This is a genomic window from Bradyrhizobium sp. Kon69 (assembly GCF_055807515.1).
On record NZ_JBVVOS010000043.1, the window covers coordinates 1 to 23,794 of the forward strand.

Sequence of the window (23,794 nt, forward strand, 5' to 3'; positions counted from 1 at the left end):
GTCTCGTGGTCCAGCGCGTTGCCGGCGCCGCTGACCTTGAAGGCCGCATTGTTGTTCAGGATGCCGCCGCTCAGCACCGCAGCGCCGGTCAGATCGATCTCGCCGTTGCCGGTGACCGTGCCGGTGTCGCTGATCGTGGCCCCGTTCACCGTCAGCTTGCCAGCGGCATCGATCGTGACGTTGCCGGTATTGGCAACGGTCGAGCCCTGGTCGATCGTCAGCCAGCCATTCGCCAGCACCTTGATTGTGCCGCCGGACGTGTTTGCGACGGTCTCGTGGGCGAACTCCGCGGTGCCCTTGACGTTGACCGCTCCTGAATTGTTCAGCGTGCCGCCTTTGAGGACGCTGGTGCCGTCGAGCTCCAACGTGCCCAGAATGGTCACGGTGCCGCCATCGACCGTCGCGGTGTCGACGATCAGCGTCGTGCCGGCATCGGCCTTCAGCGTGCCACCGGCATTGTCAATTCCGGCCAACGTCGTCAGCGTGCCGCCGAACAGCTCGATCGTGCCGGAATTGGTGATCGTGGTGCTCTTGGCGAAATCGCCGCCGCCCTTGAGCGTCAGGTAGCCGGCGTTGGTGAGGACGCTACTGTCCAGGAACTCGGCCTTGCCACCAACCGAGATCGTGCTGGCCGTGAAATTGGTGAGCTTCGAATCGGCCTTGAGGCTCACCTCGCCCGCAATCATCAACGCACTCTTGTTGATGACTTCCGGTGCCGTGTGGCCGACCGTGGTGTCGTAGTCGTTCATCGTGATCGACTTGGCATAAGCAGCCGCGTCGATCGTCACCGGATAGGATGGCGTCAGCCCGTGCAGCTGATCGGTGATGACGATGACGTCGTCATTGACGGTGGGGACCGTGCCGGTTTCCCAGTTGGCCGCGTCCTTCCAGAAGCCGCCGGAGGGCGCGCCGGCATGGTCGGTCGCGATCCACACCACGGCGGGAGCGTCGGTGCCGGTGATCGTGACGGTGATGGTCTGCTGCGAGGTGGCGCCTTGCGCGTCCCTGAGCGTCACGGTGTAGACCAGCGTCAGCACCTCACCCTTGGGGATGAAGTCGGCGAGATAGACCGGCAGGTCGGCCAGCGACCAGTTGATGGTGCCGGTGCCGTCCCCGGTGCTGTCGGCGCCCGCCGCGATCGCGACCGACATCGCGCTCTGGAACGCAGCTAGCGGGCCCGGCGGAACGCTACCATCAGGCAGGGTCGCGCTGGTCAGCTTGACAGCGACCGTGTGGGTGTCGGTGAGGTCGACATCATTGAAGGTCAGCGTGCCCGAAGTCGGCACCTCGCTGGTGAGCGGGCCACCCGGCACGCTGGTGCCGCCTTCGAAGACGATGACCGGAACGCTGGTGGTGATCACCGGCTTGTCGTTGGTGCCGGTGATCGTGATGGTGATGTCGATGGTCGACGCTTCGGGATTGACCGAGAAATTATTGTTGACGCGGACCTTGTAGGTCAGCGTCAGCGTTTCACCCGCCGCGAGAAAGTCGAAGACGTGGTCGGGAATCGTGTAGGTCCAGACTGCCGAGCCGTGGTTGGTGTTGCCGCCATTGGCGACCACGTCGATGTTGATCAGCGTCGCAGCAATGTCCTGCTTCTGGAGCGCGGTGAGCGATCCGGTGACATCGTGCAGCCCGGCGTCCTTGTAGACGTAGTTGGGCGCGTCGGCGACGCTCATGCTCACAGTCGGCCGGTCGCCCAGGTTCTGGTCGTCGAAGGTGATCAGGCCGGAGATGGTATCGTAATGGGTTGTGTCGCCGGTCGTGTCCGCGCGCTCGGTCAGCGGGAATGCCGTCTTCACATCGCCGTTGAGATCGAGGCTGCGCGCAAGGGGCGGGCCGGGAATGCGGGTGCTGGTCGCCGGATCATGGCCGGGCCCGGGCGATGTCAGCTCAGTGAGATGCGTGAAGGTCGCGGTCGCGGTGGCACCGGTATCCGTCTTGATGAAGACAATGTTGCCGGTTTGCGTGATCGAGTCGGTGAAGTTCTGGGTCAGCTTGGTGTTGCTGTTGTTGTCCGTGAACTTCAGCGTGAACACGTCCGTGATCAGCTTCTGGATGTCCGGCGACATCAGCGCATTGGAGATCGAGACGTTGCCGCCGCTGATCTGGATCATCTGGCCGGCCTGGTTGACCGTCGCGATCGGCAGCAGCGTGACCTTGTCGAACAGGATGTAGGAGCCCGTCGTGCCGTTCGGCTCGACCAGCACCTGGAAGCTCGCCTGCGGCTGCGGATCGCCGCCGCCGGCGGGAACGACGAAGTTGATCTGGCTCAGCACCGCCGTCCCGCGGATGCCCATGGTGGCGACCGGCGTGTCGACCTTCATGTCGCCGTGCTTGGCGGTCTCGCCGGCGACGAAGGTGATGGTGCCCGCGACCAGACTGAGCAGCGAGGAATTGTTCGACCCGTTGGGGTCGTAGACCATCTCGTTCAGCACCATCCGCGCATTGGAGGACAGGCCGAACACCGTGCCGTCGATGAACGTGATGCCGAGCGTCGAGTCCCCACCAGTCGAGACCACGTCGCCCTTCTCGACATTGTCGCCGTTGTTCAGGATGACGGAGACGCCGTTCCGGACCGCGGTCGCGCTGCCGGAGAGCTTGGTGACGTGGCCGATGACCTGGGCGGCGGCAATGCCGGAGGCGGCCTGCGCGTATTGCACATGGCCGGTGAGTGCGTTGACGACGTCGCCGGTGAGGTGCGCGCCGTCAGGCGAAGCGATCGCCGCGCGCTTGTCGCCCCTGAAATAATCGTGAACGACGAAATCGTGCCCATCATGGGACAGCACGAGGTCGAGACCGGCGCGCTTGAAATCGCCGTTGAAGATCAGATTCGGGTCGGGAACGACGAACGCGCCATCGGGCACGTGACCGTGTGCCTTGGCGGTAAAGGAATCGACATGGCCATCGGCGGGCGATCGGGAACCCAAGCCGTCCAAGGAAATCGCGGCGTCAAATTTGCCAGCGTAATTCAATCCGGGCACCAAAAAAGGGAGTTAAAATCTAAGTAAGTATCGCTCACCTAAACTTGCATATCATTACCAAGTCCTTAGCGAAACCACCTATTGCTTGTGTGATTTGGCATCACCAAGCGGTCGATGCTCTCAGGCGGCTGGGCGTCCGCAGAGAAGCCAAAGTAATTTTCGAAATACTCATAAGTAAAGTAGCGCTTATTTTCGCTCATTTCCAGTAACCCCATGTATTCTATTGTAGAAATACCACAATAGATACTATTGTCATCTTTTGTTCGTGGATCCCCGCCCCACCCTGCGGCAAATACGGGGCCAAATCTGTGATCCAACTAACAGAAGCCGTGAAATAGCGAGCCGTTAGCCATAAGGCGCAGAATCAGTTCCACGACAACTTGTGCCTGCAATTGGTCCTTCTTCGCGGCAACTGCCGTCCTCCTAGCCGGCGAATCGTAAAATCTTACGCAATTTGAGCAGGCCCGTTTCAGCCTGTTGCCCGGTTTTGGGACCCCAGCCGGGCGCGTTAAGCAGAACAAAACCGGCCGCCTCGCACTATCTCCGCGAAAGCAACAAAGCCCGGCACGTGCAGGTCGAGGGGGACCTGGCGAAGCCGGAAGGGGATGTCAGATGGAGACCGCTGCTCGCTCGCGCGCTTGGCGCGCAATCGTTGTGCTGTGCGGATTGATCCTGCTCGGATCGGCCGCGGAGCTTCGCGCTGGAACGCTACTGTCGCCGGGAGCCGGCGTCCTCGTGCGCAAATCCGCCGAGCCGTTCGGCGTGTTCGCCTTCGCCATCTCCGCCGGCAACCTGCAACAGAAATGGCTCGCGCTGAGGTCCAGGCTCGACGATGACATGGTGCAGCTCGCGCTGTGCGACGGCGACCGGGATAATTGCGCGTCGCCCGCTGCGCTGAAACTGCTCGCCATCGTCGACCAGGCCCGCAGCCGTGACGGCCGCGCTCTGCTGGGCGAAACCAATCGCGCCATCAACCTCGCCATCCGTGCCACCGATGACGGTTCCGAGGACGTCTGGAGCTCGCCGCTCGCGACTTTCGCGCGTGGCGCCGGGGATTGCGAGGACTATGCCATTGCCAAGCTCGCCGCCCTTAAGCTTGCGGGCGTCGCCGCCGAGGATCTCCGCATCGTCGTCGTGCGCGACATCCGCGCCGGCGAAGAGCATGCGGTTGCCGCTGCACGGCTCGACGGGCACTGGCTGATGCTCGACAACCGCCGCATGGCAATGGTCGAGGACGACGCCGCACGGAGTTACCAGCCGTTGTTCGTCCTCTACCGGTCGGCCGTGATGAAATATGTCGACGAACCCGTGCGGTTCTCGATGGTCGCCGCCGAGGCGCGTTGATTTTCTTGTAGCCGGGATGGTGCCACCGGGTCGGCGCACGGCGCCGCCCGATGACGGGCTCCACAAAATCCGCGGCCGCTGCCGCCTGTCGCACGAATCCCGGATTGCGCTGCGCTCCATCCGGGCTACCAGCACAAAGTGCGCTTACCCACAAACCCATTCCACAGTGCGATCCCGGACGCTAGCATGCCGCGGCTATGCGGGGGCGACTGGAATGCGGTTCATCGTGCTGACTATGCTTGCGCTGCTGGCCTTGCCCGCGGCTCCAGGCTTCGCGCAATCCAGCCCGTCCCTCCGCTCCGTCGCCGACAGGCTGCCGCTGTTCGCCAGGAACAACTGCCAGCAGATCCGCGATCCCGGCAATCAATTGTTCTGCGGTGATGCCGAGCTTGCCGCCGCCGCCGAGAAGCTGAGCACGGGAATCGAGGCGCGGCTTGCCCGCCTGCCCGATCGCCTGCCCGGGATCGAGGAGAACGCGATCTGGGTTCGCCAGCGCAACCTCGGTTGCGGCATCGTCGGCCAAACCGCGATCCGCACCGACGATTTTGACCGGGTGAAGGCATGTCTTCTCAAGGTGACCGACGAGCGCGCCGCGATCGTACGCGATCCGGATTTCGACTGTCTCGCAGCCAACACCGCCGCGGGCGCACTGATCTGCGCGGACCCGTCGCTGGCGCTTGCCGAGACCGAGTTGAACAGCCAGGTTCTCGGCCTGATCGGCAAGCTCGATCCGACCGCGGCCCGCTTTGCCTTCGCCGAATATGGCCGGTGGACGCGGGAGCGCGATCGCAAATGCAATCTGGTCGGCAAGGAGAATGTGCCGCTCGGGGAGCTCGAGTCCGCGGAGGACTGTCTCGCCGGCTATCTGAAGCACAAGGCCGACGAGATTGGCGCGGCGAAAGGCGATCCGAAGAAGGTGTTCGGCCGGCAGGTCGCGGCCCACTCGCCCGACACCGATGCCGTCGATTTCTGCGCCGCGCGAATCCACGCGGCCAATTCCTGCGGCAACTTCCTCCGCATCAACCGCGTCTACGCACTCGACAGCCAGGTGGGCGAACAGGAAGCGCAAGTCACGGGCGAAATCGAGATGGCCGTGCTGGCGCCCTTCGCCACCTGCAGCAAGATCGCCACGACGTGCACGGGCACCTGCTGGGACGCCACAACGGGTCGTCCGCAGCCTGGCGTCAGCAACAAGGAGCGCTCCGCAGACGCCTTCAACGTCACGCGCCGCCTCAGGATCCAGCGCACCTTTGCGTTCGTGAAGGCCGCCGACGGGTGGCGCTGCCGGGAAGACGAGTTGGCCCCGGTGAATTCAGGCACCGCGGGTGGGGGATCGTAGGGCTGTGTCCTCTCCCTCGCCCCGTTCTCACGGGGTCGCGACGAGCTTCGCCCGCGCGGAGAGGGTTGGGGTGAGGGGCTGCTTCAGCGAATCCGGTGACAGTTCGACTCGCGGAGAGCCCCCTCACCCGGAATTTGCTGCGCAAATTCCGGCCTCTCCCCGCGTGCGGGGAGAGGCGAAGAAATCAAAACATCAGATTGTCCTTCACCAGAACCCAGCGGCCGCCCTTGACCTGCTGCACCTGGGTGATGGTGTTGGCGAGGTGGTCGGTCTTGGAGAATTTGGTCGGCGGCGAGTTGAAGATGTCGAGGAACTTGTCGCCCGATTCCAGCGCGTCCAGCATCTTCTGGCCGGTCAGATCCTTGCCCGCCTTGTTTGCGTAGAACGCAAACGTCGTCACCGCATTGTAGCCGATGATCGCCTGGGTGTTGGCATCGGTGTTGAACATCTTCTTGTAGTTGATGAGCCAGTCGTGGACCTTGCCCTTGGCGGTGTCCTCGTAGGGGATCTCGAAGCCGCTCGCCGCATAGAGGCCCTCGACGGCGTCCTTGCCGAGCGCCGGCACTTCCAGCACGTTGGTCGGCGTCGCCCCCAGGAAAGTAACGTCCCAGCCGAGCTTCTTCGCCTCCGTCATCGCGCCGATGGTCTCGCGGATCACGGTGCCGAGCACGACGAGATCGCAGCCGTCGGACTTCATCTTGGCGATCTGCGCGCTGAAATCGGAGGCGCCGCGCTTGTAGCTCGTCACCGACGCCGGCTGCAGCTTCATGGCCGTCAATTGCTGGGTGAAGCCGTCGAGCACGTTCTTTCCATACTCGTCATCCTGATGCATGATGCAGGGCTTCTGGAAGTTCTTCCACTCCACCATGTATTTCAGCGCGGCGCGTGTGCTCTCGACATAGGGCAAGAGGTTGTTGAACTTCAGCCGCTCCTGCGGCTTGGCTGGGTCGAATTTGAAGGTGAACTCGGCGGCAGTCAGCGGGAAGAGCTGGAGCACGCCGGCATCGAACAGGATGTCCTGCGCGGCGAGCGTCGGCGCTGATCCCATCGAGCCGATCATTGCAAATATCTTGTCGCGCTCGACCATCTTCTGCGACGCCAGCACGCCCTTCTTCGGATCGTAGCCGTTGTCCTCGAGGATCATCCTGATCTTGCGGCCATTGATGCCGCCGGCCGCGTTGATTTCCTCGACCGCCATCTTCATGCCGTTGGAGACCGGCACGCCCCAGACCTTGATCGGTCCCGACAGATCCTGATGGGTTCCGATGACGATCTCGGAGGCCGAGATACCTTCATTGGTGACCTTTGTCTGCGCCGCGGCAGGCAAGCAGGTGAGCACCACCGCGCCTGCCGCAAAGCCGAACGTTCTCAACGATCTCGACATTGACGTCTCCTCTCCTTGGGGCCCTTATGATGCGAAGGGTGGGGCCATCACTCCTTCGCTGTTATTCAAACCGGATTGTTCAAGCCACCGCGCGCGTCGGATACATTGCGTCGATCTCGGCGGCATAGCGCTTGTTCACGAAGCCGCGCTTCAGCTTCATGGTCGGCGTCAGCTCCTCGTCCTCCGGAGTGAGTTGCCGTTCGATCAGATAGAATCTCTTGATGGTCTCGACGCGGGCGAAATTGGCATTGACCGCTTCGATCTCGCGCCAGATCAAGTCCTGGATCTCCGCCGCGCGGCACAGGCTGGCATAGTTGGTGAAAGGGATGTCGTGGTCCTGCGCGAATTTCTCGACATTCTCCTGGTCGATCATCACGAGGCAGGTGAGGTATGGCCGCTTGTCGCCGATCACCACGGAATCCGAGATGTAGGGCGAGAATTTCAGCTGATTCTCGATCTCGGACGGCGTGATGTTCTTGCCCCCGGAGGTGATGATGATGTCCTTCATCCGGTCGGTGACGCGGACGAAGCCCTCATTGTCGATGGTGCCGACGTCGCCAGTATGCAGCCAGCCGCGATGGTCGATGGTCTCAGCTGTCCTCTCCGGCTGGTTTAGATAGCCCATGAACAGGAAGTCGCCCCTGATCAGGATCTCCCCGTCGGGCGACAGCGCCACTTCACCCCACGACACCCCCTTGCCGACCGAGCCGAGCTTGATCCGCTCCGCCGGCATCATGGTGGCGACCCCGCAATTCTCGGTCTGCCCGTAGACCTCGTGGATGTCGATGCCGAGCGCGAGATACCAGCGGATCAGCTCCGGTGCGATCGGCGCCGCGCCGGTGAAGGCGATGCGGCAACGGTCGAGCCCGATCATGCGCCGGATGTTGCGGAAGGCGAGCCGGTAAGCGATGCCGTTGGCGATGCGCAACGACAGCGGCGGCGGCTTCCCTTCGATCCTGCAAGCGACCATGCGATAGCCGATGTCGATGGCGCGGCGGTAGACCCATTGCTGCAGCGGCGTCGCGTCCTTTAGGGCGATAGTGATCGCGGAATAGAATTTCTCCCAGATGCGCGGCACCGCGAGGAAGATGGTCGGCTGCACCTCGCGCAGATTGTCCGGCACGGTCTCCGGACTCTCGGCAAAATTCATCACCGAGCCGAGCGCGACCGAGATGTAGTAGCCGCCGATCCGTTCGGCGACGTGGCAGAGCGGCAGGAAAATCAGCCGGTCCTCGTTCTCGCGCGCCGGAATGAAATCGTTAGCGTGCCGCATCTGGTGCGTGACGCTGCGGTTGGCGTGCATGGCGCCCTTGGGCGGGCCCGTGGTGCCGGATGTATAGACGAGGACCGCGAGATCGCTCGCGCCGCGACTGTCGACCATCTCCTGCCACAGCGCCTCACGGCCGGCCATATGGTTGCGCCCGAGCGCACGGAACTCGTCGAGGGACATCACCATGTCATCGGAGAAGCCGCTGAGGCCCTCCATGTCGAACACGATGATCTTTCGCAGAGACGGACAGCGTGCGCGACAGGCCAGGACCTTGTCGAGCTGCTCCTCGTCCTCGGCGAAGATCACTTTCGTCCGGGAATCGTTGACGAGATATTCGACCTGGGATGAGGCATCGGTTGGATAGATCCCGGAAGAGACGCCGCCGGCGCACAGAATGCCCATGTCGACATGGACCCATTCCGGCACGGCGTTGGCGATGATGGAAGCAACGTCGCCGGGCCAGTAGTCGATGGCGTGCAGCGCGTAGGCGATCTCCTTCGAGATCTCCAGCCATTCGCGCCAGCTGGTCGGCTGCCAGATCCCGAATTTCTTCTCGCGTATAGCCGGCCTGTCGCCCCGCGTCTCCGCGGCGCGCAAAAAGCTCTTCGCGATCGTGTCAGCGACCGTCAACACCGCCGGTCTGGCCATTCACGTCTCCTCTTGTCGCGTTCCCTCCGCTGCCTGCCTTGCCGGCGGTCTATTGTTCCGGACGGGTCTCCCGATCTAACGCCAAGTCTTGCTTCAACGCCAAGTCTTCTTCTTTTTCCAGCGCCGCTCGCCTCGTGCGCCCGCTTCCTTGGCGCCAAGGTAGAATTCCTGGATGTCCTTCGAATGCATCAAACGGTCGCAGCTGTCGTTCATCACGATCCGGCCGATCTCCAGCACATAGCCATAATGCGCCGTCTCCAGCGCCACCTTGGCGTTCTGCTCGACCAGCAGGATCGACATGCCCTGCTCCTCGTTGACGCGGCGTATGATAGCGAAGATCTCCTTCACCAGGATCGGCGACAGCCCGAGCGAGGGCTCGTCGAGCAGCAACAGCGTCGGCCGGTTCATCAGCGCGCGGCCGATCGCAAGCATCTGCTGCTCGCCGCCGGAGAGCTGTCCGGCCGGCTGGTTGATGCGCTCCTTCAGCCGCGGGAAATAGCCGTAGACGCGCTCCAGATCGTCCGCGACACCGTCGCGATCGCTGCGCGGATAGGCGCCCATCATCAGGTTCTCGCGCACGGAGAGGAACGGGAACACCTCGCGTCCCTCCGGCACGTGGCTGAGGCCCAGCCGCACGATCCTGTCCGCCTCCATGCGCTGGATCGACTTGCCCATGAACTCGATGGCGCCCTTCTGCGGATCGAGAATGCCCGAGATCGTCTTGAGCACCGTGGTCTTGCCGGCGCCGTTGGCGCCCAGCAGCGTGACGATGCGGCCGCGCGGCACTTCGAGCGAGATGCCGCGGATCGCCATGATCGGCCCGTAATAGCTCTCGATGTTGGAGAGTTTCAGGATGATGTCTGGTGTCGCCACGGCATCCATCGCGTCAGGCTCCCAGATAGGCGGCGACGACATCGGGATGCTGTTGCACTTCGGCGGGCGAGCCCATCGCCAGCACCCGGCCGTAGTTCAGGGCGATGACGCGGTCGGAGACGCGGTTGACCAGCGACATGTCGTGCTCGACCATGAGCACGGTGACGCCGAGCTCGCTTCTGAGGTCGCGGATCCAGAACGACATATCGTCGGTCTCCTCCACGTTGAGGCCGGAGGACGGCTCGTCGAGCAGGATCAGCTTCGGCTCCGAGCATAGTGCGCGCGCCAGCTCGATCACCTTGCGCACGCCGTAAGGCAGACCCGAGATCAGCTTGTCGCGGTAGGGTTCGAGATCGAGGAATTCGATGACCTGCTCGACCCTGCGGCGATGCACCTTCTCGTCGGCCCGTACGCCCGGCAGGAACAACAGTTCCTGCCAAAGCTGCGTGGTCGAATGCCGGTGACGTCCGACCAGGAGGTTCGACAGCACCGTCGCGTTCTCGAACAGCTCGATGTTCTGGAACGTGCGGGCGATGCCGAGCCTTGCGATGTCGTGGGGCGGCTGCTCCGTGATGTCCTGATCCTCGAAGAAGATTCGGCCCGAGGTCGGCCGGTAGATCCGCGAAATCAGGTTGAAAATCGAGCTCTTGCCGGCGCCGTTCGGCCCGATGATCGAGAGAATCTCGCCCCTCTCGACCGCGAACGACACAGCATCGACGGCCTTCAGCCCACCGAAATGCAGCGACAAGCTCTCGGCGCGAAAATAGCTCATCGGTTGCGCTCCGACTTCACGTAGATCTTCTGCCGCTTGAAGGTGGCGCGCTTGTAGAGCGGGAACAGCTGGAAGAAGAGTTTGATCTTGAGCCAGCGGCCGTAAAGCCCGAGCGGCTCGAACAGCACGAACAATACGATGATGATGCCGTAGATCGCGCCTTTCAGGCCGTTGAGCGAGGCAAAGGCCGCGACCTTGGACTGGACATTGGCCGCGGCTTGCGTGCCCGCTCCGAAGGTCGCGGCAATGCCGGCGATGATGCCGGGCATGTCGTCCTTGAGGTAGGTCAGGAACGGATCGATCATCACGATGAAGATCGCCCCTAGCACCGCGCCGTGCAGGCTGAAGGTGCCGCCGATCAGGATGACGATGATGAACTCGATCGAGAGTTGGAGCGTGAACATCTCCGGCGAGATGAAGGAGAGCTTGTGCGCGAACAGGACACCGGCGAAGCCGGTGATCGCCGCGGAGATCGCAAAGGACTTCACCTTGTACAGCGCGACATTGACCCCCATGCTGCGCGCCGCGGTCTCGCTGTCGCGGATCGCGACGAAGGCGCGCCCGGTCGGCGAACGCAGCAGATTGAGCGTACCGACGATGGTCAGCACCAGCACGGCGAGGCAGAGGAAATAGAAGGTGGGGCTGTCGCGCGAGACTGCGACCCCAAACAGCGACACCGCCTTGATCCGCATGCCCTCGTTGCCGTTGGTGACGCTCTCCCAGCGCGCCAGAATCTCCTCGACGATGAAGGCGAAGGAGATGGTGGCGATGACGAGATAGATGCCTTGCAGCCGCAGCGCGGGGAAGCCGACCAGCGCACCGATCAGCCCGGTCAGGAGCCCGGCGGCGAGAAAGTAGACCGGGAACGGCACACCATATTTCTGCAGATAGGCCGCCGTATACGCACCGATCGCGAGAAACGCCGCATGCCCGAGCGAGGCCTGCCCGGTGAAACCCGTCAAGATCAACAACGCCACGCCGACGGTCGCATAGATGCAGACGAAGACGAGCTGGCTCATCAGATAGCTGGAGAGCACATAGGGCGCGATCAGCAGCACGGCCAGCAGGAGACCGTATGAGACGTAATAGCCCGAATGCGGAAACAGCCTGATGTCGTCCTCGTAGTCGGTCTTGAACAGGAAGCGCATGCGTTCAGACCTTCTTGCGGACGTGAAGGCCGAACAGGCCTTCGGGCTTGAGCAAGAGCACGGCGAGCAGCACAATGTAGGGCGCGACGTCCTTCCAACCCTCGGCCAGATAGAAGCCGGCCATGCTCTCAATGACGCCGATTAGGACGCCGCCGACGACGGCGCCGGGGATCGAGCCGAAGCCGCCGAGCACGGCGGCCGGAAACGCCTTCAGGCCCAGCACCAGACCGACATTGGAATGGATGAAGGTGATCGGCGCCAGCAGCACGCCGGCACAGGTCGCAACCGCCGCGCTGATCGCCCAGACGATCGACACCACGCGCTTGACCGGAATGCCCATGTAATAGGCCGCCAGCATGTTCTCGGAGCTGGCGCGCATCGCGGTGCCGAGCGTGGTCTTGTTGAAGAACAGCCAGAGCAGCGCGCAGAGGATGACCGTCGCCGCGATCACCGAGAGCTTGTCATGGGCGAGCACCAGCGAACCGATCCGCAGCACGCCCTGGCTGAACGGCGTGTCGATCTTGAAATCGTCGGTGCCCCAGATCATGCCGGAGACCGAGCGCAGGAAATAGCCGAGCCCGATGGTGGCCATGATGATGGAGAATTGCGGATAGCCGAGGATCGGCCGCACCACCACGCGCTCGGCCAACATGCCGAACAGCGCCATTGCCGCCACCGCGCCGGCAAAGCCGATCCAGTAGTTCAGGCCCATCATGCCGATGAAGGTGAAGGCAAAGAAGCCGCCCAGCATCATCAAATCGCCCTGGGCGAAATTGACGACCTCGGTGGCCTTGTAGACAAGCACGAAGCCGAGCGCGATCAGGCCGTAGACGCAGCCGAGCGCAACACCGCTGACCAGCTGCTGAACGAAATCCAGCATCGTCGCGCATCCTCCCGATACAACCGGCGGTTCTTCCTGACCGCCTTGCCGCATCTTGTGTTCAGTCGCTACGCAGTCGTTTCGCTGCGTTCGCGCCATTCGTCCCTTCGCCAATTCAGCCTGAACCGCCAAGCGCTGTCAACAAACGGTGACTTGCCTTTAGTCCTATCCGGATGACGGAATTTGCGGCAGCGCGATTCACGGTGCCGAAACATCTTCGGGTCATGGTCGCGAGCGATGCAAAACCGCAAGGTGTGGCCGTGATGAAGCGGGACGACTCGGCGCTCGAAGTCATGGGGTTAACTAAGCGTTTTGACCGTCTGGCGGTCGATAACCTCGATCTCACCATCCATGCCGGCGAATTCTATGCGCTGGTCGGCCCCAACGGCGCCGGCAAGACCACCACTTTGCGCATGGTTGCAGGCCTTTTGCGGCCCGATGCGGGCGCAGTCTCCATCTTCGGCATCGATGCGCTCCAGAACCCCGTCGCCGCCAAGCAGGTGATGGCGTGGGTCTCCGACGAGCCCATGATCTATGACAAGCTCACGCCGCTCGAATATCTTGAATTCGTCGCCGGTCTGTGGGGCATCGCACCATCGGCCTCGGAACCGGTCGCCGCGGGTCTCCTGACCTCGCTCGGGCTCGAGCCGCACCGGCACGAACGCTGCGAGGGTTTTTCCAGGGGCATGCGCCAGAAGGTCGCCCTCGCCGGCGCCCTGGTGCACGATCCCCGCCTCATCATCCTCGACGAGCCGCTAACGGGACTGGATGCCGTCTCCGCCCGCCATGTCAAGGGACTCCTGAGCGAGCGCGTCCGCGCCGGCTGCACCGTCATCATGACCACGCACATCCTCGAGGTCGCCGAACGCATGGCCGACCGCATCGGCGTGATCGCAGCCGGCCGCCTGGTTGCCGAGGGCACGCTGACCGAGCTCCGGCAGCAAAACGGGCACGCCGATACCAGCCTGGAAGATCTCTTCATCGCGCTGGTGACGCTGCAGGAAGCCGCATGAGCTCGGCCACCGCGCTGTCCTGGTTCGCCCGCCACGAGCTCCGGCTCGCCTGGCGCGAATGGCTCGCCATGATGACCGGCGGGCGGCGCAGACGAACGCGTGCCGCGGTGATCGGTCTGCTGTTCTTTGCGGCGCTGCTGCACGTGCCGGCCTGGGCGGTGATCGGCCGCTTCGCCGACCTGCAACTGCCGCTCGACAAATCCTCGCTGATCGTGATTTCGGCGACGATTTTTCTCGCCTGGACGCTGATGCTGTCGCAGGCAATCGAATCGGTGACGCGGGTGTTTTACGCCCGCGCGGATCTCGACCTCATCATGTCCTCACCCGCGACGCTGGCCAATCTGTTCTCGGTGCGCATCGCCGCGATCGCGCTCACCGTCACGGTGATGGCGTTGCTGTTCTCGACGCCCTTCATCGACGTGCTGGTGTTCGGGGGCGGCGCGCGCTGGCTCGCAGCGTTCGGCGTCGTCGTCGCCATGGGCCTATCGGCAGCAGCGGTCGCGATCGCCGTCACCATCCTGCTGTTCCGCCTGATCGGTCCGGCACGGACACGGTTCGTCGCCCAGATCCTCGCCGCGATCATCGGCGCCGGCTTCGTGATCGCGCTCCAGGTCGCGGCGATCATGTCCTACGGCACGCTGTCGCGCTTCACCATCCTGACCTCGGGCAGCTTGGCCGCTTACGCGCCCGATGCCGACAGCATCTGGTGGTGGCCGGCGCGGGCGGCGATGGGGGACGCCGAAGCGCTGCTGCTGCTCCTGGCACTCGGGCTCGTGCTGCTCGGAAGCGTCATGGCGATCTTCTCGGGCCGCTTCGCAGACACGGCGATCGATGCCGCCGCCTATGGCGCGTCCGGCCGTCGCAGCACGAAGGAGCGCCCGTTCCGCGGCGGATCGCGGCAGCATGCCTTGCGGCGCAAGGAATTTTCGCTGCTCTGGCGCGATCCCTGGCTGATCTCGCAGACGCTGATGCAGCTGCTCTATCTGGTGCCGCCGGCGCTGCTGCTCTGGCGCAACTTTGCCGACAGCTCCGCGGCGCTGACGCTGATCACGCCCGTCATCGTCATGGCGGCGGGACAACTCGCCGGCGGGCTTGCCTGGCTGACGATCTCGGGCGAGGACGCGCCCGACCTGGTCGCGACCGCGCCATTGACGCCGTCCAGCGTCATCCGCGCCAAGATCGAGGTGGTGCTGATCGCGATCGCCGTGATCTTCTGCCCGTTGATCGCGGCGCTCGCTTTCGCCTCGGCGTTCCAGGCCGCGGTCAGCGCCGGTGCGGTCATCGTCAGCGCGGCCTCCGCCACCGCAATCCAGCTCTGGTTCCGGGTGCAGGCCCGGCGCAGCCAATTTCGCCGACGCCAGACCTCGTCGCGGCTTGCGACCTTTGCCGAGGCGTTCTCCTCGATCGGCTGGGCTGCCAGCGCCGCCCTGGTGCTCACGCTGCCCATCGTCGGTCTCGTCAGCGGCCTGATCACCGCGAGCCTCGTCGCCATCACCTGGAAGTTCAGCCCAAGGCGGGAATGAAGGCTGCCTGCCTTGAAAGTAAGGATAAATTGCCTTACCTATCGAGGTCTCAGTATTGAGGGATCCCCATGAGCACGCTCACGGTCACGGCAAAGGGGCAGGTTACGCTACGGAAAGACCTCCTGGAGCACCTCGGTGTACATCCGGGCGACAAGATTTCGATAGAAAAGCTTCCTGGCGGGCGAGTTGAAGTGAGAGCAGTTCGGCCCACCGGAGAGATTTCGGATGCCTTCGGCTTTCTGAAGGGAAAGACGAACGGTCGATCGCTCTCGATCGAGGAGATGAATGCGGTCATTGCTGACGGCTGGGCCGGCAAGCGATGAAAATCACACCCGACACCAACGTCCTGGTACGGGTGCTGGTCGAAGATGATGCTCAACAGAGCAAGGTGGCCGAAGCCCTCCTCGAGAACGCGGACCTCATAGCCATCTCGATCCCCGCATTATGTGAGTTAACTTGGGTCCTCTCACGAGGCTACAAAACCTCTGCTGGAGATATCGCGGCTTCGATCCGGCACTTGATCGATGCATCCAATGTCGTCGTCAACCGGCCCATAGCTGAGGCTGGATTAGCGCTCCTCGAGGTCGGGGGTGACTTTGCCGATGGCGTCATCGCCCACGAAGGCAACTGGCTTGGGGCCGATACTTTCGTGTCGTTCGACAAAGCGGCCGTGAAACTGATCAAAGCAAGCGGTGGAATGGCGCGGCTCGCCGGCACCACATGACGCGAGGATAATTCGTAGATACACTCATCAGATCGTCGATAAGCGCCGGACGGTTCCTGATGTCTCGATTATTGCTGACGGTCTGTGCGCTTCTCGGTTGGCTGGTAACATCTGCCTTCGCGCAGCAATCACCTCAGCGCAGCGAATGCCTGGCGATGGCGAATGCGGCACCCCGCGTGACGCCGGTCGCGTTCCGGCAGGCCGCAGCCTCGGCCGAAGTCCAGATTACCTATGCCGGCCATTCCACCTATTTCATCGACACGCCCGGCGGCTTGCGCATCGCCACCGACTATAGCGGGGCCTACCAGGTGGGCCGGCTGCCCGATGTCGTCACCATGAACCGGGCCCACAGCACGCACTACTCTTTATATCCCGACAAGCGCATTCCGCATGTGCTGCATGGCTGGGGCGAGGACGGCAAGCCGGCCATCGTGTCGGAACGCATCGGGGACACCTTCATCCGCAATGTCACGACCGACATCCGCCGCTATTTCGGCGACGATTCCGGCGCCGACATGATCCGCGACGGCAATTCGATCTTCATCTTCGAGGTCGCGGGCCTCTGCATCGGCCATCTCGGCCATCTTCACCACAAGCTCGACGACAGCCACTTTGCCCAGATCGGACGGCTCGACATCGTGATGGTGCCGATCGACGGCACCTACACCATGTCGCTCGACGGCGTCTCCGAGATCACCAAGCGGCTGCGCGCCTCGGTCGTGCTGCCGATGCACCGCTTCGCCACCCCGCTCGACGATTTCATGCAACGCATCGGCCAGCAGTTCGAGATCGACCGGCGCATGGAACGAAGTTTCCGGATGTCTCGGGATGCGTTGCCGTCGAAGCCGACGGTGATCATCCTCGACGGCGTCTGACGCACCAAGCCGGAACGCATGAGCCTCCTCCGACTTGGTTGCTTCGAGATCAGTTACGATCGGAGCAATCATGAGCAGAAGGTTGCTGGTCATAGGCTCATTTGCGGCCATTTATCTGCTGTGGGGTTCCACCTACTTCGCCATCACTTTGGGCTTGAAATCGATTCCGCCATTTCTGCTGATGGCACTACGTTCGTTCTGTGGCGGCATCTTGTTGCTGGCCATGAGTGCCGGTGAGATCGCGAACGTATCCGCGCAGGCATGGATAAGGGCGAGCCTGTGCGGGCTCCTGTTCTTTGTCGGTTGCCACGGCGTACTCGCCTTCGCGCAGCAATCGGTTCCTTCGGGCGTCGCGGCCATCGTGCTGGCCACGATCCCGTTCTGGATCCTGCTGATCGATGTCTTATTCCCCCGCGATCAGCGACCGAAGCCCCTTGCCCTGCTCGCTCTTGTGCCGGGCTTCTTCGGCGTCGGACTCGTGGCGTGGCAAAACGTCGAGCAGGCCGGCATCAGCATCCTTCCCGTCGTCTGGCTTCTGGCTGCGGCCTTGTCATGGTCGGCCGGGACTGTCTGCTCCCGGAGCATGTCGAGCCAGGTATCCGCTATCCTGCTTTCGGGCATCCAGCTTTCGATCGGCGGCACCGTGTTGTTCGCGATCAGTTGGCTGACAGGCGAGATCGGAAACTTCAGGCCGAGCGAGGTTTCGGTGACCTCGCTTGCAGCGGCGCTTTGGCTGATCATCGCTGGCAGCGTGATCGGATTCGTTGCCTACAACTGGCTTCTGGAAAACGTCTCGACCTCGTTGGTGTCGACCTACACTTTCGTCAACCCGGTGATCGCTGTGCTGCTCGGCACCGTCGTGCTGAACGAGCCATTTTCGCGCGTGATGCTGCTTGGTGCGGGTCTCGTCATAGTCTCCGTCATCGTCATTTGGCTCGCGGAACGCTCGACGAGCCGACCAACGAACGAAAAGCCTAATCCTGGCATAGGGCATCTGTCGCCCAACAAGACTTGACGGCGGTGACGCGCAATTTTCTCCAAGTCGGCTGCCGGCCGGTCGTGCTGATCTCCTCGCAACAGGAGATCGACATGACCGACTTTGCGAGATTATTGCACGCGGACGGACCGAACCCCGAGCACGCGGCGGCGCTGCGGCTTTACGGCCGTTTCGTCGGCGATTGGGACGCCGAGATCACCGCCCATGGACCCGATGGAACGAAACACACCGCGCCCGGCGAAATCCATTTCGGCTGGGTGCTGGAGGGCCGCGCCGTGCAGGACGTCTGGATCATTCCGCACCCGGCCGGCAGCCCGGCTTTGCCGATCGCCGGCAATTGGTACGGCACGACGCTGCGGGTCTACGATCCGACCATCGATGGATGGCGGATTTCCTGGTTCGATCCCGGTCGCTGCATATTCCGCCAGCAGATCGGCCGTCCACGCGATCCCGACATCGTGCAGGAAGGCACGACCGAAGCCGGCGACCTGACGCGCTGGAGTTTTACGGAGATCACCGAGGATTTCTTCCATTGGCTCGGCGAGGTGAAGCCGGCCACCGCGACCGATTGGCGGCTGGTGGTCGATGTGAAGGCGAAGCGGCGCAAGGGTTGACGACGGCGCCGCTGTGCCCGCGATGCCGGGTGCGGTTGCGCAACGCGCGCTGCTGCGCGCGAAAACGCGGTGTTAGGCTCCCCGGACAAGAAGCATACATCAAGGGAGCGAACACCGATGGCCGCAAGCGGTCTGCCCGCCAACACGAGCGGGCTATTCGTCGAGCCGCGCGAGGACTGGCTCGCGCTGCATCGGGAGGAGATCATCGATCCCTCGCGGCCGATCGTCGATCCCCACCACCATCTCTGGAATCGCGGGCACCGCTATCTGATCGAGGAGATGGCGGCCGATATCGCCTCCGGCCACAACGTCATCGCCACGGTCTATGTCGACTGTCGCTCGATGTATCGTGCGCACGGGCCCGAAGCATTCCGGCCGGTCGGCGAGGTCGAGTTCGCCAATGGCGTCGCCGCGATGAGCGCCAGCGGCGGTTACGGCAAGGCCGCGATTTGCGCCGGCATCGTCAGCCACGTCAATCTGCTGCTCGGCGATGCCGCAAAGCCGGTGCTGGAGGCCGAGATCGCGGCAGGCAACGGTCGCTTCCGCGGCATCCGGCATTCCTCGGCCTGGGACCCGGATCCTGCTGTCGCCGGCATGTATGCGAACCGGCCGCAGGGATTGCTGCAGGACCCGACCTTCCGCAGGGGCTTCGCCTGTCTCGCGCCGCTGAACCTGAGCTTCGATGCCTGGCTGTTCCATCCGCAGATCGGCGAGCTGACCGAGCTCGCCCGCGCATTTCCCGACACCAGGATCGTGCTCGACCATTGCGGCGGCCCGGCCGGAATCGGCCGCTTTGCCGGGCGACGCGAGGAGGTGTTTGCGCAATGGCGCGCCTCGATCCGGGAGATCGCCAAATGCGAGAACGTGGTGGTGAAGCTCGGCGGGCTCGCGATGTGCCTGCTCGGCTACGACTTCCATTTGCGCGAGAGACCGCCGTCATCCGAGGAGCTTGCCGCGGCGTGGCGGCCTTACATTGAGCCCTGCATCGAGGCGTTTGGACCCAAGCGCGCAATGTTCGAGAGCAATTTCCCACCGGACAAGGGCCAGTGCAGCTACCAGGTGATCTTCAACACCTTCAAGCGTATCGCCGCACCCTTGAGCGAGACAGAGAAGACGGCGTTATTCTCGCAGACCGCGAGCAATTTCTACCGGCTCGATTTGCCTTGAAAGGGATTGGCGCCATGACGAGAACAGGGGCCGGGATGTTGATCCCGGCCCCTGTTCCGTCGTGACCGCTGGGAAGCGTCCTTGAAACTGATTGAACTCTAACCGGCGCCCATCAGCGAGGCCGGGCGGCGCTCGCCGGTGGAGACAAGCATCTTCTTGAGCTTGTTGACGACGCGGATCAGGAAGCCGATCATCACGGGATTGGTCTTGCGGCAGAACGCGATCTTCTTGACGTGGCCTTCGACATGCCATTTGGCGTGCGCGCCGTTACGGAAGAAAATGACGTCGCCCGGGCCGTAGCGCTTCGGCGGCATGCCGTCGCTTTCGAGCACGATCGATCCTTCCATGATCATGATCGTCTCGTCGATATCGTAGTACCAGTTGAAGCGCCCTTCGGTGCAGGCCCAGATGATGGTCGAAGCGGTGCCGTCGGCGCTGGTGGACAGGATGTGCGAGCGCGACACCGGATTGCCTTCGATGATCCAGGAAGGCTCGATCGGCCGCAGCTCAAGCTCTACATTGCAACTACTGATTTCAATCAATGTGCGCGACATCTATTCCCCCAGGGGATAAAATAAGATCCGCCGGGTCTCGGCCCGGATTGTTCAAAGATGGCGGGAACGCTAGTAGCCGGTTTTTAATTCTTTCTTACGCAGGGCCCGACAATCAGCCGCAAGTTGCAGACGCGAAACGGTTAACGTCCCAATTTCCCTGCAATTTCGCGCACATGAACCCCTCTTTCCCGGGGTGCGACAAAGTGCGCGGAGCTATCTGAAAGGAGCCATACCGATGCCCCTCACCCCGGAGGTTCTCGCAGCTCAAGGCGAGGTCGTCGCCTGGCTCGGCAGCCTCGATGTCTCCTTCGCAACCGACGAGGAGCCCTGGTTCACCGTCGACGGCATCGAAAGCCCCTGGCAGATCGGCAGTGACGGCTCCGGCGGCGCGTTCGTGCTGCTGCCGTCTCAGAACGTGCTCTACGTCTCGTCGGAAGGCCGCGCGGGAATCATCGCGGAGAGTTTCGAGGCTTTCGTCCAGCTCGTTGTGGCGCGCCCCTATTGGCTCGACATCCTCAAATTTTCCGCCGGCGGTGACCTCCATGAGATGCGGCGGGCGGCGGACGCGCTGGAGGCGACGCTCGACGACGAGGACGACGTCAACGAGGCCCGCGAGCAAATCCGCGGGGGTCTCGACCTGCCCGAGGCGAATGATCCGGTCGGTGCGCTCTACGACGCGGTGGCGGCCTCCGATGCCGTCGTGCGGGCCACCGACGGCAGCCCGTTCACGACGCTGTTCAACCGCTTCAGCATCGACAACAGCCCGATGCTGCGCAACGCGGCGGCGTAAGGCGGGCTTTGAGAATAGGAACGTGCTCGGCCTTCATGGTTCGAGACGCGCCGTGAACGGCGCTCCTCACCATGAGGGTCTAATATCTCACCGCAAGACGAAACCTCATCCTGAGGAGCCCGCGAAGCGGGCGTCTCGAAGGATGGACAGCAAGACGCGTTACTTCGCCCATTCGCCCTTGCGAAACACCGGCACTTTGCTGCCGTCGGCGAGAATGCCGTCGATATCGGTCTCGGCCGAGCCGATCATCCAGTCGATATGGATCAGGCTCTGGTTGCCGCCTTGCGCGGCGATCTGTTGCGGCGTGAGCTGCGCGCCGTTGACGAAGCACTTCGAATAGCACTGGCCGAGCGCGATGTGCGAGGCTGCGTTCTCGTCGAACAGTGTGTTGTAGAACAACAGCCCACTCTGCGAGATCGGCGAGGAATGCGGCACCAGGGCCACTTCGCCGAGACGGCGCGCGCCCTCGTCGGTGTCGAGCACCTTATTCAGTACCTCCTCACCGCGCGAAGCCTTGGCGTCGACGATCCTGCCGTCCTCGAAACGCACCGCGATGTTGTCGATCAGCGTGCCCTGGTAGGACAGCGGCTTCGAGCTCACGACATGGCCGTAGACCCGCCGGCAATGCGGCGTGGTGAAGACCTCTTCGGTCGGGATGTTGGCGTTGCAGCTGATGCCGTTCTTGGAGAGCGAGGCGCCGCCCTCCCATTCGTGGCCGTCGGCGAGGCCGATGGTGAGATCGGTGCCCGGTCCCGAGTACTGGAGCGCGCGGAAACGCTGGCCGTTGAGCCAGTTGGTGCGCTCGCGCAGCACCGCGTTGTGGCTCGCCCAATTGGCCGGCGCATCGTCGCGATCGACGCGGGATGCCGCGAAGATCGCGTCTGCGAGCTTGCCGATGGCAATTTCCTCGGGTTCATTGGGGAACACCTGCTTCGCCCAGGACGGGCTCGGATAGGCAATGATGTTCCAGTTGGTATCGAAATTGACGATCTTTTCCAGCGCGGGCTGATAGGCCATGGAATTGGCCTTGCTGGCGCGCGCGACCTTCGAAGCATCTTCGCCCGACAGCAGCATCGGATTGTCGCCGACGATGGCGAGACGCGCGGTGTTGTTCGAGAACGCTTTGGCCATGCCCTCGTAGAGCCAGTTGGCGGCACGATCGAAGCTGTCGTCGTGGCCGTGGCGGTAGCGCGCCAGCGTCATCTCTTCGTCCGAGAGGATAGGCGTCACGATGCCGGCGCCCGCCTTGTAGGCATGCACGGCGATCCGCCGCACCAGCGGCAACGCGATCGCAGGCGCCGTCAAGAGCAGATCCTGGCCGGGCCGCAAGCCCAGGCCCACCTTCACCGCCACCTCGGCCAGCCGGTCGAGCTTCACGGGATCGATGGGAGTGGAGGTGATGCGTTGATCAGTCATGCCGAATCCTCTGCCGAACGTCTCTCGCTCAATCTAAGTCTAGCATCGCGAGACACAAGTGCGCGAGTGCCTTGCGACGCCCCAAAGATACGCAGTTTCGCGCATTTTGGTTTTCAACGCGTTGCCGATTTCAGCACCCGGTCGACCATGGCGGGAGCAAGGCCGAGGTAATTTTTCGGTGATGTCAGCGCCTCGATCGTGGCACGATCGATTCTGACGGAGACGCGGGAATCGGACGACAATGCGTCCGCCAATGTCAGACCTTTCTCATTGGCGAGCCGGCAGGCGTCATAGACCACGTCATGGGCCTCCTGCCGCCCGATCTGCGGCGCGAGCCCCATCATGACGGCTTCGGCCACGATCAGACCGCGGCTGACGGCAAGATTCTCGTTCATCTTCCTTTCGTCCACGATGAGGCCGGCGAGCGCGAACTTCGCCTGATGCAACGCGCCGGCGGTCAGCACGAAGCTCTCGGGGATCGCCATCCATTCGGCGTGCCAGGGCCCGGTGGCGCGCTCGAAATCCTGCACCATGGAATCCAGCATGAGGCCGGCGTGCTGGCGCACCGCCTTGGACGCCGCGAGCATCAGTTCCGAGGAGATCGGGTTGCGCTTCTGAGGCATGGTCGAGGAAGCTCCACGTCCCTTGACGAAGGGCTCGTAGACCTCGGCGAATTCGGTCGAGGCCATGATCATGACGTCGAGCGCGATCTTGCCGAGCGAGCCGGTGACGAGCGCCAGGAAATTCACCGCCTCGGCAAAACCGTCGCGTGCGACGTGCCAGGTCGAGGCGGGGACGCCGAGCCTCAGTTCGGCGCAGAGCGCTTCCTGCACCTCGAACCCCTTGTCGCCGAGCGAGGCCAGCGTGCCAGCGGCGCCGGCGAACTGGCCGACCAGAACGCGCGGCTTCAATTCACTGAGGCGCTCGGCGTGGCGGTCGAACATCGCGAGCCAGATCGCGGTCTTGTAACCGAAGGTGACCGGCAGCGCCTGCTGGAGATGGGTGCGGCCCGCCATCGGCGTGTCGCGGTAGCGCTTCGAGAGGTCGGCGAGGATTGTGCGCAGTGCGGCGATGTCCTGCTCCACGATCTCGAGCCCGGCGCGCAGTTGCAGCACCACGGCGGTGTCCATGATGTCCTGCGTGGTCGCGCCCCAATGCACATAGCGGCCGGCGTCGCCGCATTGCTTCACCATCTGATGCACGAGCGGCAGGATCGGATAGCCGACGACATCGGTCTCCTGCCGCAACAGGTCGAAATCCAGCGCGGCAACGTCGGTCCGCGCCGCGATCTGGTCGGCCGCATCCTGCGGAATCACCCCGCATCTCGCTTCCGCCTTCGCCAGCGCCACCTCGACCTCGGCATAGCGCGCGACCGTCGCGATATCGGAAAACACCTCCCGCATCTGCGGTGTGCCGAAGGCATCGCGGAACAGCATGGAATCGAGCACGGTGGTCGAGGGATGAAAAGCGGGCATGGGC

21 protein-coding genes are annotated in these 23,794 nt (G+C 63.2%); 11 read left to right on the forward strand and 10 right to left on the reverse strand.

Annotated features, from left to right (window positions below):
• On the reverse strand, nt 1-2,975 hold a 2,975-nt coding region (locus AC0L3U_RS35660), incomplete at its 3' end, for a FecR domain-containing protein (protein WP_473364768.1).
• A 621-nt stretch (nt 2,976-3,596) separates the two neighbouring features.
• On the opposite strand from AC0L3U_RS35660, the gene AC0L3U_RS35665 reads away from it, so the two are divergent.
• Nucleotides 3,597-4,328, forward strand: coding sequence for a transglutaminase-like cysteine peptidase (locus tag AC0L3U_RS35665; protein WP_473364769.1), 732 nt, complete (start codon nt 3,597-3,599; stop codon nt 4,326-4,328).
• Nucleotides 4,329-4,542: 214 nt separating this feature from the next.
• Nucleotides 4,543-5,667: a lysozyme inhibitor LprI family protein gene (locus tag AC0L3U_RS35670; protein ID WP_473364770.1), complete on the forward strand. Its 1,125-nt coding sequence runs from the start codon at nt 4,543-4,545 to the stop codon at nt 5,665-5,667.
• A gap of 184 nt (nt 5,668-5,851) precedes the next feature.
• Here the strand turns inward: AC0L3U_RS35670 and AC0L3U_RS35675 are convergent, their stop codons facing one another.
• The 6 genes from AC0L3U_RS35675 to AC0L3U_RS35700 form a co-directional block, all read right to left on the reverse strand.
• Complete coding sequence (locus AC0L3U_RS35675; RefSeq protein WP_027570084.1) at nt 5,852-7,051, reverse strand: ABC transporter substrate-binding protein; 1,200 nt, start codon at nt 7,049-7,051, stop codon at nt 5,852-5,854.
• Nucleotides 7,052-7,130: 79 nt separating this feature from the next.
• Entirely contained in the window at nt 7,131-8,969 is a 1,839-nt protein-coding gene (locus tag AC0L3U_RS35680; protein WP_473364771.1) for an AMP-dependent synthetase/ligase, read from the reverse strand.
• 93 nt (nt 8,970-9,062) lie between these two features.
• A complete protein-coding gene (locus AC0L3U_RS35685; RefSeq protein WP_473364794.1) occupies nt 9,063-9,851 on the reverse strand; it encodes an ABC transporter ATP-binding protein in 789 nt (262 codons plus the stop codon).
• 4 nt (nt 9,852-9,855) lie between these two features.
• Complete coding sequence (locus AC0L3U_RS35690; protein WP_473364772.1) at nt 9,856-10,614, reverse strand: ABC transporter ATP-binding protein; 759 nt, start codon at nt 10,612-10,614, stop codon at nt 9,856-9,858.
• Nucleotides 10,611-11,762, reverse strand: a complete 1,152-nt coding sequence (locus tag AC0L3U_RS35695; RefSeq protein WP_027515317.1) for a branched-chain amino acid ABC transporter permease — start codon at nt 11,760-11,762, stop codon at nt 10,611-10,613. The genes AC0L3U_RS35690 and AC0L3U_RS35695 overlap by 4 nt, the downstream gene beginning before the upstream one ends.
• A gap of 4 nt (nt 11,763-11,766) precedes the next feature.
• The gene (locus AC0L3U_RS35700; RefSeq protein WP_027570079.1) at nt 11,767-12,642 is read right to left on the reverse strand and encodes a branched-chain amino acid ABC transporter permease; all 876 of its coding nucleotides are present in this window, start codon (nt 12,640-12,642) and stop codon (nt 11,767-11,769) included.
• 263 nt (nt 12,643-12,905) lie between these two features.
• On the opposite strand from AC0L3U_RS35700, the gene AC0L3U_RS35705 reads away from it, so the two are divergent.
• The 8 genes from AC0L3U_RS35705 (at nt 12,906) to AC0L3U_RS35740 (ending at nt 19,555) form a co-directional block, all read left to right on the forward strand.
• On the forward strand, nt 12,906-13,655 hold the full coding sequence (locus AC0L3U_RS35705; RefSeq protein ID WP_473364795.1) for an ABC transporter ATP-binding protein: 750 nt from the start codon (nt 12,906-12,908) through the stop codon (nt 13,653-13,655).
• On the forward strand, nt 13,652-15,178 hold the full coding sequence (locus tag AC0L3U_RS35710; RefSeq protein ID WP_473364773.1) for a permease: 1,527 nt from the start codon (nt 13,652-13,654) through the stop codon (nt 15,176-15,178). The genes AC0L3U_RS35705 and AC0L3U_RS35710 overlap by 4 nt, the downstream gene beginning before the upstream one ends.
• 68 nt (nt 15,179-15,246) lie before the next feature.
• Complete coding sequence (locus AC0L3U_RS35715) at nt 15,247-15,501, forward strand: AbrB/MazE/SpoVT family DNA-binding domain-containing protein (RefSeq protein ID WP_354159644.1); 255 nt, start codon at nt 15,247-15,249, stop codon at nt 15,499-15,501.
• Entirely contained in the window at nt 15,498-15,902 is a 405-nt protein-coding gene (locus AC0L3U_RS35720; RefSeq protein WP_473364774.1) for a type II toxin-antitoxin system VapC family toxin, read from the forward strand. The genes AC0L3U_RS35715 and AC0L3U_RS35720 overlap by 4 nt, the downstream gene beginning before the upstream one ends.
• A gap of 59 nt (nt 15,903-15,961) precedes the next feature.
• Nucleotides 15,962-16,777, forward strand: coding sequence for an MBL fold metallo-hydrolase (locus AC0L3U_RS35725; RefSeq protein ID WP_007599521.1), 816 nt, complete (start codon nt 15,962-15,964; stop codon nt 16,775-16,777).
• 70 nt (nt 16,778-16,847) lie between these two features.
• On the forward strand, nt 16,848-17,792 hold the full coding sequence (locus AC0L3U_RS35730; protein ID WP_473364775.1) for an EamA family transporter: 945 nt from the start codon (nt 16,848-16,850) through the stop codon (nt 17,790-17,792).
• A gap of 74 nt (nt 17,793-17,866) precedes the next feature.
• Nucleotides 17,867-18,388 (forward strand): hypothetical protein, encoded by a 522-nt coding sequence (locus tag AC0L3U_RS35735; protein WP_473364776.1) that lies wholly within the window; start codon nt 17,867-17,869, stop codon nt 18,386-18,388.
• A 117-nt stretch (nt 18,389-18,505) separates the two neighbouring features.
• On the forward strand, nt 18,506-19,555 hold the full coding sequence (locus AC0L3U_RS35740) for an amidohydrolase family protein (RefSeq protein WP_473364777.1): 1,050 nt from the start codon (nt 18,506-18,508) through the stop codon (nt 19,553-19,555).
• Between the two features lie 98 nt (nt 19,556-19,653).
• On the opposite strand, the gene AC0L3U_RS35745 is transcribed toward AC0L3U_RS35740, so the two are convergent.
• Entirely contained in the window at nt 19,654-20,109 is a 456-nt protein-coding gene (locus tag AC0L3U_RS35745; RefSeq protein WP_473290083.1) for a cupin domain-containing protein, read from the reverse strand.
• Between the two features lie 235 nt (nt 20,110-20,344).
• Between AC0L3U_RS35745 and AC0L3U_RS35750 the strand changes: the two genes are divergently transcribed.
• On the forward strand, nt 20,345-20,899 hold the full coding sequence (locus AC0L3U_RS35750; protein ID WP_473364778.1) for a hypothetical protein: 555 nt from the start codon (nt 20,345-20,347) through the stop codon (nt 20,897-20,899).
• A 159-nt stretch (nt 20,900-21,058) separates the two neighbouring features.
• Here the strand turns inward: AC0L3U_RS35750 and AC0L3U_RS35755 are convergent, their stop codons facing one another.
• Together AC0L3U_RS35755 and pcaB are read right to left on the reverse strand one after the other, a co-directional pair.
• Nucleotides 21,059-22,315, reverse strand: coding sequence for an aminopeptidase (locus AC0L3U_RS35755; protein ID WP_473364779.1), 1,257 nt, complete (start codon nt 22,313-22,315; stop codon nt 21,059-21,061).
• 113 nt (nt 22,316-22,428) lie between these two features.
• A complete protein-coding gene (gene pcaB / locus AC0L3U_RS35760) occupies nt 22,429-23,790 on the reverse strand; it encodes a 3-carboxy-cis,cis-muconate cycloisomerase (RefSeq protein WP_473364780.1) in 1,362 nt (453 codons plus the stop codon).
• Between the last annotated feature and the right edge of the window lie 4 nt (nt 23,791-23,794).